The organism is Streptomyces sp. NBC_01210, from assembly GCF_036010325.1.
Classification (GTDB): domain Bacteria; phylum Actinomycetota; class Actinomycetes; order Streptomycetales; family Streptomycetaceae; genus Streptomyces.
On the sequence record NZ_CP108549.1, the window covers coordinates 6,663,716 to 6,677,418 of the forward strand.

Annotated in this window: 9 protein-coding genes and 1 pseudogene; 7 read left to right on the forward strand and 3 right to left on the reverse strand. The window is 70.4% G+C overall.

Annotation, left to right across the window (positions count from 1 at the left end; all coding sequences use genetic code 11):
• Positions 1–71: 71 nt before the first annotated feature.
• Positions 72–314, reverse strand: a pseudogene (locus OG735_RS42065) (hypothetical protein); the annotation flags it as partial.
• A gap of 271 nt (positions 315–585) precedes the next feature.
• Between OG735_RS42065 and ftsY the strand changes: the two are divergent.
• Positions 586–1,809, forward strand: a complete 1,224-nt coding sequence (gene ftsY / locus OG735_RS30460; RefSeq protein ID WP_327326332.1) for a signal recognition particle-docking protein FtsY — start codon at positions 586–588, stop codon at positions 1,807–1,809.
• Between the two features lie 138 nt (positions 1,810–1,947).
• Here the strand turns inward: ftsY and OG735_RS30465 are convergent, their stop codons facing one another.
• On the reverse strand, positions 1,948–2,610 hold the full coding sequence (locus tag OG735_RS30465) for a bifunctional DNA primase/polymerase (protein ID WP_327326333.1): 663 nt from the start codon (positions 2,608–2,610) through the stop codon (positions 1,948–1,950).
• Positions 2,611–3,038: 428 nt separating this feature from the next.
• Between OG735_RS30465 and nsdA the strand changes: the two genes are divergently transcribed.
• From nsdA to ftsH, 6 genes are all read left to right on the forward strand, one after another.
• A complete protein-coding gene (nsdA, locus tag OG735_RS30470; RefSeq protein ID WP_327326334.1) occupies positions 3,039–4,511 on the forward strand; it encodes a transcriptional repressor NsdA in 1,473 nt (490 codons plus the stop codon).
• A gap of 308 nt (positions 4,512–4,819) precedes the next feature.
• Positions 4,820–6,178, forward strand: a complete 1,359-nt coding sequence (locus tag OG735_RS30475; protein ID WP_327326335.1) for an ammonium transporter — start codon at positions 4,820–4,822, stop codon at positions 6,176–6,178.
• Positions 6,175–6,513, forward strand: coding sequence for a P-II family nitrogen regulator (locus OG735_RS30480; protein WP_175258793.1), 339 nt, complete (start codon positions 6,175–6,177; stop codon positions 6,511–6,513). Before OG735_RS30475 ends, OG735_RS30480 begins: the two co-directional genes overlap by 4 nt.
• 26 nt (positions 6,514–6,539) lie before the next feature.
• Positions 6,540–9,005 (forward strand): [protein-PII] uridylyltransferase, encoded by a 2,466-nt coding sequence (locus tag OG735_RS30485; RefSeq protein WP_327326336.1) that lies wholly within the window; start codon positions 6,540–6,542, stop codon positions 9,003–9,005.
• Between the two features lie 95 nt (positions 9,006–9,100).
• Entirely contained in the window at positions 9,101–10,651 is a 1,551-nt protein-coding gene (gene ffh, locus OG735_RS30490; protein WP_327326337.1) for a signal recognition particle protein, read from the forward strand.
• A gap of 79 nt (positions 10,652–10,730) precedes the next feature.
• Positions 10,731–12,644 carry an ATP-dependent zinc metalloprotease FtsH gene (gene ftsH, locus OG735_RS30495; protein ID WP_327326338.1) on the forward strand — a complete coding sequence of 638 codons (1,914 nt, stop codon included), beginning with the start codon at positions 10,731–10,733 and terminating at the stop codon, positions 12,642–12,644.
• A gap of 65 nt (positions 12,645–12,709) precedes the next feature.
• On the opposite strand, the gene OG735_RS30500 is transcribed toward ftsH, so the two are convergent.
• Positions 12,710–13,588: an SAM-dependent methyltransferase gene (locus OG735_RS30500; RefSeq protein ID WP_327326340.1), complete on the reverse strand. Its 879-nt coding sequence runs from the start codon at positions 13,586–13,588 to the stop codon at positions 12,710–12,712.
• Between the last annotated feature and the right edge of the window lie 115 nt (positions 13,589–13,703).

Below are 13,703 nucleotides of genomic sequence, written 5' to 3' on the forward strand. Positions count from 1 at the left end.
GGTGCGGGCTCCGCCTCTGCGACAGGTGCGGCCGGAACCTGCTCGTGTGTCCGAGACGGCGCCGCGTACAGCACCATCATCTGCAGGAAGCCGAAGACCAGGCTGATGACGGCGTTGATGCCGACCGCCCAGGCGCGCGGGACCCTGATGCCCAGGGTCTGCGCGGTGAAGTCGGCCGGGTGCATCGACATGGAGTTGATCAGCAGCATGCCGATCAGCGGGATCATCATCGGGAGTACGACGGTCCCGGCACCGCCGACCGTCGTGAGCAACGGCACACTGATGTTGGCGGCGACCCAGGTGGGGAAGAGTTCGCGGACGTGGCCGGCGCGCTCGCCGTCAGGCGCGGGTTCGAGCCCACGGGTCTCCATAGTGCCTTCGGATTCGGAGGCGCGGTATGAAAAAGCTCCGTACAGGGATGTCGGACTCCGGGGTTTCCGGGTCTCCGGGGACGAGGCGGCTGGCTAAAGCCAGAACCACCAGGATCGTATGTATCCCCCAAAGGGTTCAAATGGAGTCCGTCGTCCTTGTGTGATCCTCTGAGGCCGCTGTGTGTGAGCGGTCGTGGCCGATACTGGGTGGGTTATGGAAATCGTCATCCTTGCTGTAGTCATCGCCCTGGTCGCGGTCGGCGCGATCAGCGGGCTCGTGGTCAGCAGCCGCAAGAAGAAGCAGCTGCCGCCCTCGGCACCGTCGAGTACGCCGACCATCACTGCCCCGCCCGCCGAGCCTCAGGTCGGTGAGGACGCCGCACCGACGGTCGAGGAACCGCGCCGCACGATCGAGGAGGTCGACCTCCCCGACACCGCCGAGGCGGTCGAGGCCCCGGCCGCGGTCGAGGATCCGGTCGTCGCGGCGCCCCCCGTCCCCGAGATCGAGATCCCCGAGCCGACCGCGGGCCGGCTCGTCCGGCTGCGCGCCCGCCTCGCCCGCTCCCAGAACTCCCTCGGCAAGGGGCTGCTCACGCTCCTGTCGCGCGAGCACCTCGACGAGGAGACCTGGGAGGAGATCGAGGACACGCTGCTCACCGCAGATGTCGGCGTCGCGCCGACCCAGGAGCTGGTCGAGCGGCTGCGCGAGCGCGTACGGGTACTCGGTACGCGTACCCCCGACGAGCTGCGCTCCCTGCTGCGCGAGGAGCTGCTGCACCTCCTCGGTACCGACTTCGACCGCGCGGTGAAGACCGAGAGCGGTCTGGACACCCCCGGTGTCGTCATGGTCGTCGGCGTCAACGGCACCGGAAAGACGACGACGACCGGCAAGCTGGCTCGGGTCCTGGTCGCGGACGGCCGCTCCGTGGTGCTCGGCGCGGCGGACACGTTCCGCGCCGCGGCCGCGGACCAGCTCCAGACCTGGGGTGAACGGGTCGGCGCACGCACGGTGCGCGGCCCCGAGGGCGGTGACCCGGCATCGATCGCGTTCGACGCGGTCAAGGAGGGCATCGCCGAGGGCGCGGACGTCGTACTCATCGACACGGCGGGTCGGCTGCACACCAAGACGGGCCTGATGGACGAGCTCGGCAAGGTCAAGCGCGTCGTCGAGAAGCACGGCCCGCTGGACGAGATCCTGCTGGTCCTGGACGCCACGACCGGTCAGAACGGCCTGGTGCAGGCGCGGGTGTTCGCGGAGGTCGTGGACATCACCGGCATCGTGCTGACCAAGCTGGACGGTACGGCCAAGGGCGGCATCGTCATCGCGGTCCAGCGCGAACTGGGTGTACCGGTGAAGCTGGTGGGCCTGGGCGAGGGGCCGGACGATCTGGCGCCGTTCGAGCCGGAGGCGTTCGTCGACGCACTGATCGGCGAGTAGCTGTCCCTGGGTGGGCCCGCTTTTCGTGCCGGGGCTCCGCCCCGGACCCCCGCCTCAAATCGCCGGACGGCTGATTTTCAGCCCGTCCGGCGATTGAGGACACAGGGCGTACGGGGTTCCGCGCGCGAGACCCGCGCGTCAGGAAAAGGTGCGGTGGCAGACGTACGCCAAGGTCCCCAGCAGCAGCCGCGCCTCCGGCGGAGCCGTCGCCGTGTCCAGGGACGGGGGCCGGAGCCAGCTCACCGGCCCCAGGCCCGCCTGGTCGGACGGCGGCGCCATGATGTGATCGCCGGCGCCCAGGCAGTACAGGTCCAGGTCCGCGTCGTCCCAGCCCATCCGGTAGAGCAGCTCCGGGAGTTCGGCCGCCGCGCCGGTGGCGACGAAGAACTGGCAGCGGCCGTCCGGCGTCGCCGAGACCGGGCCGAGCGGGAGGCCCATCCGCTCCAGGCGCAGCAGTGCGCGACGGCCGGCCGGGGCGGCGACGTCGAGGATGTCGAAGGTGCGGCCGACCGGAAGGAGCAGGGACGCGCCAGGCACCTCCGCCCATGCCTTGGTGACCTCGTCCAGGGTGGCGCCGGCGGGGATCTCGGCGGCGAAGTCGAGGGGGTGGGCGCCCGGGGACGTACAGTCCGGGGCGCTGCAGGAGCAACGGCCTGACGCGGCTCGCGCGCCAGGGATCACGGCCCAGCCCCACAGCCCCGTGTACTCGGCCACCACTGTGCACTCCGTGGTACGGCCGCGGCGCCGTGATCCGGGCCTGATCTCCCTGGTCCCCCGGCTGCCGCCGATCGTGAAGCCCATGCCCCCTCCAACGGGTCGTCAACGCCGGTGGTTACGACCTGAAGTCTCCCCGTAACACTGCGTCGCAGTCGGTGAAGCTCCGGCGGCGCGCGGTAGCGCGAGGGGTGGTGCGGATGATGCTGCGCGCCTGCGCGTGCAACGCTCCGCTGCCTCCTGATCGTCGTATGTCAAGTGAATCGCGCCCGACGGTAAGCGAGTTCATTCGAAGGGGTGGCGAATGGTGGCGTTTCTGGAATCTCCCTCGCTGGAGGGGTGATCGTAGGACTACTTTCAGTACACGAATCCTGGAGTTCCGCGCACCCGTGGGTATGCCGGAGGCAACTCGGCATCCTGTTCGACGGGGCGCAACCTCCGTACAGGCGGCCTCAACTCACGGCATTCTGGTAGGGGTTCGAGTACCAAGGCTTTCAGTGGATGGGGGCGTTCCCGTGGGCGGCACCGGCGCAGACGGTACGAATACCGACAAGCGCCCGAACGAGCAGTTGAGTTCTTGGTTCGTGCGCAGCGGTTGGTCGAAGGGCGAGCTCGCGCGCCAAGTGAACCGCCGGGCACGCCAGATGGGCGCACACCACATCAGCACGGACACCTCACGCGTGCGCCGCTGGCTCGACGGCGAGCAGCCGCGTGAGCCGATCCCGCGCATCCTTTCCGAGCTGTTCTCCGAGCGTTTCGGCAGCGTCGTCGCCATCGAGGACCTCGGACTGCGCTCGGCGCACCAGTCACCCTCGGTGTCCGGAGTGGATCTGCCCTGGGCGGGCCCGCAGACCGTCGCACTGCTCAGCGAGTTCTCGCGCAGCGACCTGATGCTGGCGCGGCGCGGCTTCCTCGGGACCTCGCTCGCACTGGCCGCGGGACCCGCCCTCGTCGAGCCGCTGCAGCGCTGGCTGGTGCCGTCGCCGGTCGGCGAGCCGGGACAGCCGGCGCCGGCCGCCATGCGCAGGGCCTCCCGGCTCTCCGAGCCCGAGCTCGAGCTGCTGGAGTCCACCACCGCGATGTTCCGCCAGTGGGACGCGCAGTGCGGCGGCGGGCTGCGCCGCAAGGCGGTCGTGGGCCAGCTCCACGAAGTCACCGATCTGCTCCAGGAGCCGCAGCCCGCGACCACCGCCCGGCGGCTGTTCAAATGCGCCGCCGAGCTCGCGGAGCTGGCCGGCTGGATGAGTTATGACGTCGGCCTGCAGCCCACCGCGCAGAAGTACTTCGTACTGGCCCTGCACGCCGCCAAGGAAGCGGTCGACAAGCCGCTCGGCTCGTACATCCTGTCCTCGATGAGCCGCCAGATGATCCACCTCGGGCGGCCCGAGGACGCCCTGGAACTCATCCATCTGGCGCAGTACGGCAGCCGCGACTGCGCGACCGCGCGCACCCAGGCGATGCTGTATGCGATGGAGGCCCGCGCTTACGCCAATATGGGCCAGCCCAGCAAGTGCAAGCGGGCCGTCCGGATGGCCGAGGACACCTTCGCCGACGCCGGTCTCGACGGCGAGTCCGAGCCCGACTGGATCCGCTTCTTCTCCGAGGCCGAGCTCAACGGGGAGAACGCCCACTCGTACCGCGACCTCGCCTATGTGGCAGGACGGAGCCCTACGTACGCCTCGCTCGCCGAGCCGGTGATGGAGCGCGCCGTAGACCTCTTCGGCAAGGACGAGGAGCACCAGCGGTCGTACGCACTCAATCTGGTCGGCATGGCAACGGTCCATCTCCTGAAGAAGGAGCCCGAGCAGTCCATGGTCCTGGCCGGACGGGCGCTCACTGTCGCCAAGAAGGTCCGCTCCGAGCGGGTCAACACCCGACTGCGCAAGACCGTCGACACGGCGGCCCGGGACTTCGGGGACGTAGCCGAAGTCGCACACTTCACCGACGAGCTCACAGCCCTGCTCCCCGAAACCGCGGAAGCGGTCTGAGCGGACGGCGCCACCGGACCCCGGTCGCGACGATCACCCCGGACAACCCGACTCGGCTCCCCCCGCGCCAGGTCAGCCGGGTGGCCGTCGCGGCCGGTCGTGATGTGCGCAGAGGATACTCCCGGGCCCCTCACCCGACCCGCCTGTTCATGGGGGCGTAACACGCAGGACCCCTTCGTCACTGCGGCGAAACATCGAGTGGCATCGACGGAAACCGCGCTGCGCCAACCTCATGGCGCATAACCGGCCCGCCCGTATCCGCACAGGCTTCGCCCGCACGCGGCCGCACCAACAACGAGGAGACGCCGATGCCTCCAGGCATCTCGACGCTTGCCGCAGACACTCCCACGCTGTCTGCCGCCAACACCGGCTTCATGCTCATCTGCTCCGCCCTGGTGATGATCATGACTCCGGGCCTGGCCTTCTTCTACGGAGGCATGGTCCGGGTCAAGAGCACCCTCAACATGCTGATGATGAGCTTCATCAGCCTCGGCATCGTCACGATCCTGTGGGTGCTGTACGGATTCAGCGCCGCCTTCGGCACGGACAAGGGTGGCTTCATCGGCTGGACCTCGGACTATGTCGGACTGAGCGGCATCGGCATCACCCAGCTGTGGGACGGCTACACCATTCCGGTGTATGTCTTCGCCGTCTTCCAGCTGATGTTCGCGATCATCACGCCGGCGCTGATAAGCGGTGCGCTCGCGGACCGCGTGAAGTTCACCGCCTGGGCGCTGTTCGTGGCGCTGTGGGTCACCGTTGTCTACTTCCCGGTCGCGCACTGGGTGTGGGGCGCGGGTGGCTGGCTCTTCGAGCTCGGTGTCATCGACTTCGCCGGCGGTACGGCCGTCCACATCAACGCGGGTGCCGCGGCCCTCGGTGTGATCCTTGTCATCGGCAAGCGCGTCGGCTTCAAGAAGGACCCGATGCGGCCGCACAGCCTGCCGCTGGTGATGCTCGGTGCCGGGCTCCTGTGGTTCGGCTGGTTCGGCTTCAACGCCGGCTCGTGGCTCGGCAACGACGACGGCGTCGGCGCGGTGATGTTCGTCAACACCCAGGTCGCCACCGCCGCCGCCATGCTCGCCTGGCTGGCGTACGAGAAGATCCGCCACGGCGCCTTCACCACGCTGGGCGCCGCCTCCGGCGCAGTCGCGGGTCTGGTCGCCATCACCCCGTCCGGCGGCTCCTGCTCGCCGCTCGGCGCGATCGGGATCGGCGCCATCGCCGGTCTGCTCTGCGCCATGGCCGTCGGTCTGAAGTTCAAGTTCGGCTACGACGACTCCCTCGATGTCGTCGGCGTCCACCTCGTCGGCGGTGTCGTCGGCTCGCTGCTGGTCGGCTTCTTCGCCACCGGCGGTGTCCAGTCCGACGCCAAGGGCCTCTTCTACGGCGGCGGACTCGACCAGCTGGGCAAGCAGGCCGTCGGTGTCTTCGCGGTGCTGGCCTACTCTCTGGTGGCATCGGCGATCCTCGCCTTCCTCCTCGACAAGACCATCGGTATGCGGGTGGACGAGGACGTCGAGGTATCCGGAATCGACCAGGACGAGCACGCCGAAACCGCGTACGACTTCAGCGGTGCCGGCGGCGGTGCCGGCTCCCGCAAGGCCGTAACCGCGCCGGGCGACTCCGTGGCAGCCGCAGCTCAGACCAAGAAGGTGGACGCATGAAGCTCATCACCGCAGTCGTGAAGCCACACCGGCTGGACGAGATCAAGGAGGCCCTGCAGGCCTTCGGCGTCCAGGGGCTCACGGTGACGGAGGCCAGCGGATACGGCCGCCAGCGCGGCCACACCGAGGTCTACCGCGGCGCGGAGTACACCGTCGACCTGGTCCCGAAGATCCGTATCGAGGTACTGGTCGAGGACAGCGACGCCGAACAGCTCATCGATGTCGTCGTCAAGGCGGCCCGTACGGGCAAGATCGGTGACGGCAAGGTGTGGAGCGTCCCGGTCGACACGGCGGTACGGGTGCGGACCGGCGAACGCGGACCGGACGCACTGTAAGCGCTCGACAGAACAGGAGCTGCTGGGTGACGAGCCTCGAAGTGACCACCGAAGCGGAAGACTCGGGACCCAGCGGCTATGCGGCGGCCCGGCTGCGCCTTCTCAGTGAGAAGGAGCGGCCCGGGCCGCCGCGCCGTGCCGCCCTGGCGAAGCTGACCGACGACTGGTTGTCCGCGCTGTTCACCACCGCCTGTCTGGAGGCCGGGGTGCGGGGCGCGGCGCTCGTCGCCGTCGGCGGCTACGGGCGCGGTGAGCTGTCGCCGCGCAGCGACCTCGATCTGCTCCTGCTGCACGACGGCGGCGCGGATGCCGGCGCGATCGCCACTCTCGCCGACCGGATCTGGTACCCGGTGTGGGATCTGGGGCTGGCCCTCGACCACTCCGTACGCACCCCGGCCGAGGCCCGCAAGACCGCGGGCGAGGACCTCAAGGTGCAGCTCGGGCTGCTGGACGCACGCCCGGTCGTGGGCGATCTGGGGCTGGTGGCCGGGCTGCGCACCGCCGTACTGGCCGACTGGCGCAACCAGGCGCCCAAGCGGCTGCCCGAGCTGGACGAACTGTGCCGTGAACGGGCCGAGCGTCAGGGCGAGTTGCAGTTCCTCCTCGAACCCGACCTCAAGGAGGCGCGGGGCGGGCTGCGGGACGCCACCGCGCTGCGCGCCGTCGCCGCTTCCTGGCTCGCCGACGCGCCGCGCGAGGGCCTCGCCGAGGCCCGCAGGCGGCTGCTGGACGCCCGGGACGCGCTGCATCTGGCCACCGGCCGGGCCACCGACCGGCTCGCGCTCCAGGAGCAGGACCAGGTGGCCACCGAGCTCGGTCTGCTGGACGCCGACGCGCTGCTGCGGCAGGTCTACGAGGCGGCGCGCACCGTCTCGTACGCCACGGACGTCACCTGGCGTGAGGTGAACCGGGTGCTCCGGGCACGGTCCCTGCGGCCGCGGCTGCGGGCGATGCTGAGCGGCGGGCGCACTCCGCAGCCCGAGCGCAGCCCGCTCGCCGAGGGCGTCGTCGAACAGGACGGCGAAGTGGTGCTCGCCCGCGCCGCACGGCCGGAACGCGACCCGGTGCTCCCGCTAAGGGCCGCTGCAGCCGCCGCCCAGTCCGGGCTGCCGATCTCCCTGCACGCCGTACGCCGGCTCGCGGCCACTGCCCGACCGCTGCCGGTGCCGTGGCCCGCCGAGGCCCGCGAGGAGCTCGTCACCCTGCTCGGCGCGGGGGAGTCGACGGTCGCGGTCTGGGAGGCGCTGGAGGCCGAGGGCCTGATCACCCAGCTGCTGCCCGACTGGGAGCGCGTACGCTGCCGGCCGCAGCGCAATCCCGTGCACACCTGGACCGTCGACCGCCACCTCGTCGAGGCTGCGGTCAAGGCCTCGTCCCTCACCCGCCGCGTCGGCCGCCCCGACCTGCTGCTGGTCGCGGCCCTGCTGCACGACATCGGCAAGGGCTGGCCCGGCGACCACTCGGTGGCCGGCGAGACCATCGCCAAGGACCTCGCGACCCGGATCGGATTCGACCGCGCCGACGTGGCCGTCATCGCCACGCTCGTACGCCACCATCTGCTGCTCGTCGAAACGGCGACCCGGCGCGATCTGGACGACCCGGCGACCGTCGCCTCGGTCGCCTCCGTCGTCGGCTCGGCGGGCACCCTCGAGCTGCTGCACGCCCTCACCGAGGCCGACGCCCTCGCCACCGGACCCGCGGCCTGGTCGTCCTGGCGCGGTTCGCTGGTCGCCGACCTGGTCGGGCGGGTCGCCGCGGTTCTCGCCGGCGACGCCCCGCCCGAGCCGGAGCCCGCCGCGCCCAGTGCCGAGCAGGAACGGCTCGCCATCGAGGCACTGCGCACCGGTGAACCGGTGCTCGCGCTGCACGCCCACACCGAGCGGCCCGAGCAGCCCCAGGAACCGGACCAGCCCGAACCCGTCGGCGTGGAACTGCTGATCGCCCTGCCCGACCAGCCGGGTGTGCTGCCCGCCGCGGCCGGCGTGCTCGCTCTGCACCGGCTGACCGTCCGCGCCGCCGACCTGCGCTCCATCGACCTGCCCACCGAGCTCGGCGAGTCCGCAGGCGTACTGCTGCTGAGCTGGCGGGTGGCGGCCGAGTACGGATCGCTGCCACAGGCCGCCCGGCTCCGCGCCGATCTCGTACGGGCGCTGGACGGAACACTCGACATTCCGGGCAGGCTCGCGGAACGTGAGGCCGCGTACCCGCGCCGGCGCGGGGTCAAGGCCCCGCCGCCTCGGGTGACCGTCGCCGCCGCGGGCTCCCGGCTCGCGACGGTGATCGAGGTCCGCGCCCAGGACGCGCCCGGACTGCTGCACCGGATCGGCCGCGCGCTGGACGAGTCGGCGGTACGGGTCCGCAGCGCCCATGTCTCCACACTGGGCGCGAACGCCGTCGACGCCTTCTATGTCACGGGCCTGGAAGGCGCGCCGCTGCCCCCGGAACAGGCCTCCGAGACCGCCCGTACCCTCGAGGCGATGCTGCGCGCCTGAGGTGAGACCGGCCACGGGGCATACCCCACCGCGCGCGGCCCGATACCCTGGGGGACACTGTCCGCCCGCTCCCGACCCGAGGATCCGCGACCACCGTGTTCGACACCCTCTCCGACCGCCTTGCCGCGACATTCAAGAATCTCCGGGGCAAGGGCCGCCTGTCCGAGGCGGACATCGACGCCACGGCGCGCGAGATCCGTATCGCGCTGCTCGAAGCGGACGTGGCGCTGCCCGTCGTCCGGGCCTTCATCAAGCAGGTCAAGGAGCGTGCGGCCGGCTCCGAGGTCTCGCAGGCGCTGAACCCGGCACAGCAGGTCATCAAGATCGTCAACGAGGAGCTCATCGGCATCCTCGGTGGCGAGACCCGCCGCCTCCGTTTCGCCAAGCAGCCGCCGACCGTGATCATGCTCGCGGGTCTGCAGGGTGCGGGTAAGACGACGTTGGCCGGAAAGCTGGGTCTCTGGCTCAAGGGCCAGGGGCACTCGCCGCTGCTCGTCGCCTGTGACCTACAGCGTCCCAATGCCGTCAACCAGCTGGCCGTCGTCGCCGAGCGCGCGGGCGTTTCGGTGTACGCGCCGGAGCCGGGCAACGGCGTCGGCGACCCGGTCAAGGTCGCCAAGGACTCCATCGAGCACGCCAAGGCCAAGCAGTACGACGTGGTCATCGTCGACACCGCGGGCCGCCTCGGTATCGACCAGGAGCTGATGCAGCAGGCCGCGGACATCCGCGACGCCGTCAGCCCCGACGAGGTCCTCTTCGTCGTCGACGCGATGATCGGTCAGGACGCGGTCAACACCGCGGAGGCCTTCCGCGACGGCGTCGGCTTCGACGGCGTGGTGCTCTCCAAGCTCGACGGTGACGCCCGCGGTGGTGCCGCGCTCTCCATCGCGCATGTCACCGGCCGCCAGGTCATGTTCGCCTCCAACGGCGAGAAGCTGGACGACTTCGACGCGTTCCACCCGGACCGCATGGCGTCCCGCATCCTCGGCATGGGCGACATGCTCAGCCTGATCGAGAAGGCCGAGCAGACCTTCAGCCAGGAAGAGGCCGCCAAAATGGCCTCCAAGCTGGCGAGCAGCAAGGGCAAGGACTTCACGCTCGACGACTTCCTGGCGCAGATGGAGCAGGTCAGGAAGATGGGCTCCATCTCCAAGCTGCTCGGGATGCTGCCCGGCATGGGGCAGATCAAGGACCAGATCAACAACATCGACGACCGGGACGTGGACCGTATCTCCGCGATCATCAAGTCGATGACCCCGGCCGAGCGCCATGACCCGACGATCATCAACGGTTCGCGCCGGGCCCGTGTCGCCAAGGGTTCCGGTGTCGAGGTCAGCGCCGTGAAGGGCCTGGTGGAGCGCTTCTTCGAGGCCCGCAAGATGATGTCGAAGATGGCCCAGGGCGGCGGGATGCCGGGTATGCCCGGGATGCCGGGCATGGGTGGCGGTCCCGGCCGTCAGAAGAAGCAGATCAAGCAGGCCAAGGGCAAGCGCAAGAGCGGTAACCCCATGAAGCGCAAGGCCGAGGAGCAGGCGGCAGCGGCGCGCCGCGAGCAGGCGGCGCAAGGTGGGGCGTTCGGACTTCCGGCGGGTGAGCCGGGCAAGGACTTCGAGCTGCCCGACGAGTTCAAGAAGTTCATGGGCTGAGATTTCGTCTGGCTGTACGTCGGTGTGGGCACCCGCCTGAGCGGGTGCCCACACCGCTTTTCTGGCTTAACGTCCGGATATGAGCAACCCCGTGCCGCCGCGTCAGACCCCGGACAAGCCGTGGCGCTCCGAGGGCGCGCCGCCGCCCTCTCCGCCCAGGAGGAAGATGCCCGGTGGCTGGGGCGGACTGATTCTCACCGCGCTCGCCGTCTATGTGATCGCCAACCTGCTGCTGTCCTTCTTCGGCAACGGCGGCGAGCCGACCATCCCGTACACGGAGTTCAGCAAGCAGGTCGCGGCCGGGAACGTCTCGAAGATCTACGCCAAGGGCGACTCGATCCAGGGGCAGCTCAAGAAGGAGTCGCCGATTCCCGACGGCAAGGGTGAGTACACGAAGTTCAGAACCCAACGGCCGGCCTTCGCCGACGACAGGCTCTGGGAACAGCTGAGCGAGCACAAGGTCACCGTGACGGCGGAGCCGGTCCTCGTGCAGCGCAGCTTTCTGGCCAATCTGCTGTTCTCGCTCGTGCCGTTGGCGCTGCTGATCCTGCTGTGGGTGTTCACCGCACGTCGGATGGGTGCGGTGATGGGCGGCGGCGTGTTCGGACGCAGGGGCCCGCCCAAGCCGGTCGAGGCCGAGCCGGGCAAGCGCACGACCTTCGAGGACGTCGCCGGGATCGACGAGGTGAAGGGCGAGCTCAATGACGTCGTCGACTTTCTCAGGAACCCGGAGTCGTACCGGCGGATGGGCGCGAGGATGGCGGGCGGGGTGCTGCTGGCAGGGCCGCCGGGGACCGGTAAGTCGCTGCTCGCGCGTGCGGTGGCGGGCGAGGCCGGGGTGCCGTTCTTTTCGGCGTCGGCTTCGGAGTTCATCGAGATGATCGTCGGAGTCGGCGCGGGCCGGGTCCGCGAACTCTTCGCCGAGGCGCGCAAGGTGTCGCCCGCGATCATCTTCATCGACGAGATCGACACGATCGGGCGCGTACGCGGCGCCGGCGCGGGTCTGGGCGGGCACGACGAGCGGGAGCAGACGCTCAACCAGATCCTCACCGAGATGGACCGCTGCACCGGCTCCGAGGGCGTGGTCGTCATGGCCGCGACCAACCGGGCCGATATCCTCGACCCCGCCCTGACCCGGCCCGGCCGCTTCGACCGGATCGTCCAGGTCTCGCCGCCCGACCGCGCCGACCGCGAGGCCATCCTCAAGATCCACACTCGGCGGACGCCACTGGCCAAGGACGTCGAGCTGGGCGAGCTCGCGGGTGCGACACCGGGGATGACGGGCGCGGATCTGGCCAATCTGGTCAACGAGGCGGCACTTCTCGCGGTCAAGCGCAAGCAGCCGGAGGTCACCCGGGCCGATTTCCGGGCCGCCCTGGAGAAGGTCCAGCTCGGCGCGGAGCGCCCACTGGTCATGCCGGAGGAGGACCGCCGGCGCACCGCCTACCACGAGAGCGGCCACGCGCTCCTCGGCATGCTCCAGCCGGGCGCGGATCCGGTCCGCAAGGTCACCATCGTGCCTCGCGGCCGGGCACTGGGCGTCACGCTCTCCACCCCCGAGGCGGACCGGTACGCGTACACCGAGGAGTATCTGCGCGGCCGCATTGTGGGTGCGCTGGGCGGCATGGCGGCCGAGCATGTGGTCTTCGACGTGATCACGACGGGCTCGGAGAGCGACCTGGAGCAGGTCACCCAGTTGGCCCGGGGCATGGTCGGCCGCTGGGGCATGAGCGAGCGGGTGGGCAGAATGACCGCGATCCCGGCCGACGTCCAGCAGCCGTACGGACTGAGCGCGGCACCCGCCACGCTGGACGCGGTGGACCACGAGATGCGCCGCATCGTCGACGAGTGCTACGAGAGCGCGTGCCGCCAACTCCGCGAACACCGCGGCAAACTGGACGCGCTGGCAGGGGCGCTGCTGGAGAGCGAAACCCTGGACGAGGACGCCGCGTACCGCGCGGCGGGCATCCCGCGCGTCGACAAGGAGACGTAACGCTTCGGGCGCGCTCCCCCCCCGGTCTCCTGCCACGCGCGGTGGGCGAGCACCCAGCCTCCACCTCACGGCGTACGTGCGATCAGATACCGGAACACATTCGGCATCCAGACCGTCCCGTCCCGCCTCCGGTACGGATGCAGCGCCTCCGTGATCTCTTTGTCCACCTGCGCCTGGTCCGTCGCCCGTACCGCCGCCGCATACAGCCCCGTCGACAGCAGCCCCCGCACCGCGCTCTCCATGTCCGCATAGCCGAACGGGCAGGCCACCCGCCCTGAGCCGTCCGGCTTCAGGCCCGCCTGCGACGCGACGTCCTCCAGGTCGTCCCGCAGCGCCGGACGCCAGCCGCCGGCCGATCGCATACGGTCGGTCAGCCGGCCGGCCACCCGGAGCACTCCCGACGTGGCGCAGCGCTCCGGCGGGCCCCAGCCGGTGAGTACGACCGCGCTGCCGTGCTCCGACCGCTCGACTGCCGCCTCCAGCGCCGGCCCGAGCCCCTCGGAGTCGCCCGCCGCACAGCCGATCGGCTGAAACGCCGTGATCATGTTGTACAGCGGCAGGCGCACGTCGGCCGCTGCCGACGCGAGGTTGTCAAGCAGCTCGGCATCCCACGTCCGGCCGTCACCGTCCCGGGCCTCCCGGGCACCCTGAGCCTCCGGAGCCATCCGCTCCCGTGCCAGCGCGAGCCGCTCGCGGTCCGCGTCGACCCCGGTCACGCCCGCACCGCGCGACGCGGCGATCAGCAGGGCGAGGCCGGAGCCGCAGTCGAGGCCGAGCAGCCGCGTCCAGGAGCCGACCTCCAGGCGCTCGTACACCGCCTCGTAGAGCGGCACGAGCATCCGTTCCTGGATCTCGGCCCAGTCCCGAGCACGCGCACACGCCTCCGCCGGAGACGGAGCCGCCGATGCCGCGTGGGGTCGGTGCTGGACGAGCGTTGGTGTCATCGAAGCGCCCCAATCCGCCAAGAGGTCAGCCGAGCCCTGAAGGACAGCCCCCCGTGTGCGTACGCCTGCGCTCCCCCCGTATGCCAGAGAACTGCGCATGCGTCTCCAAGTCCAG

Coding starts and splice junctions, on each gene's coding strand:
- OG735_RS30480 (WP_175258793.1), top strand. CDS start 6,175: ATGAAGCTCATCACCGCAGTCGTGAAGCCACACCGGCTGGACGAGATC.
- OG735_RS30475 (WP_327326335.1), top strand. CDS start 4,820: ATGCCTCCAGGCATCTCGACGCTTGCCGCAGACACTCCCACGCTGTCT.
- OG735_RS30500 (WP_327326340.1), bottom strand. CDS start 13,588: ATGACACCAACGCTCGTCCAGCACCGACCCCACGCGGCATCGGCGGCT.
- ftsY (WP_327326332.1), top strand. CDS start 586: ATGGAAATCGTCATCCTTGCTGTAGTCATCGCCCTGGTCGCGGTCGGC.
- OG735_RS30465 (WP_327326333.1), bottom strand. CDS start 2,610: ATGGGCTTCACGATCGGCGGCAGCCGGGGGACCAGGGAGATCAGGCCC.
- ftsH (WP_327326338.1), top strand. CDS start 10,731: ATGAGCAACCCCGTGCCGCCGCGTCAGACCCCGGACAAGCCGTGGCGC.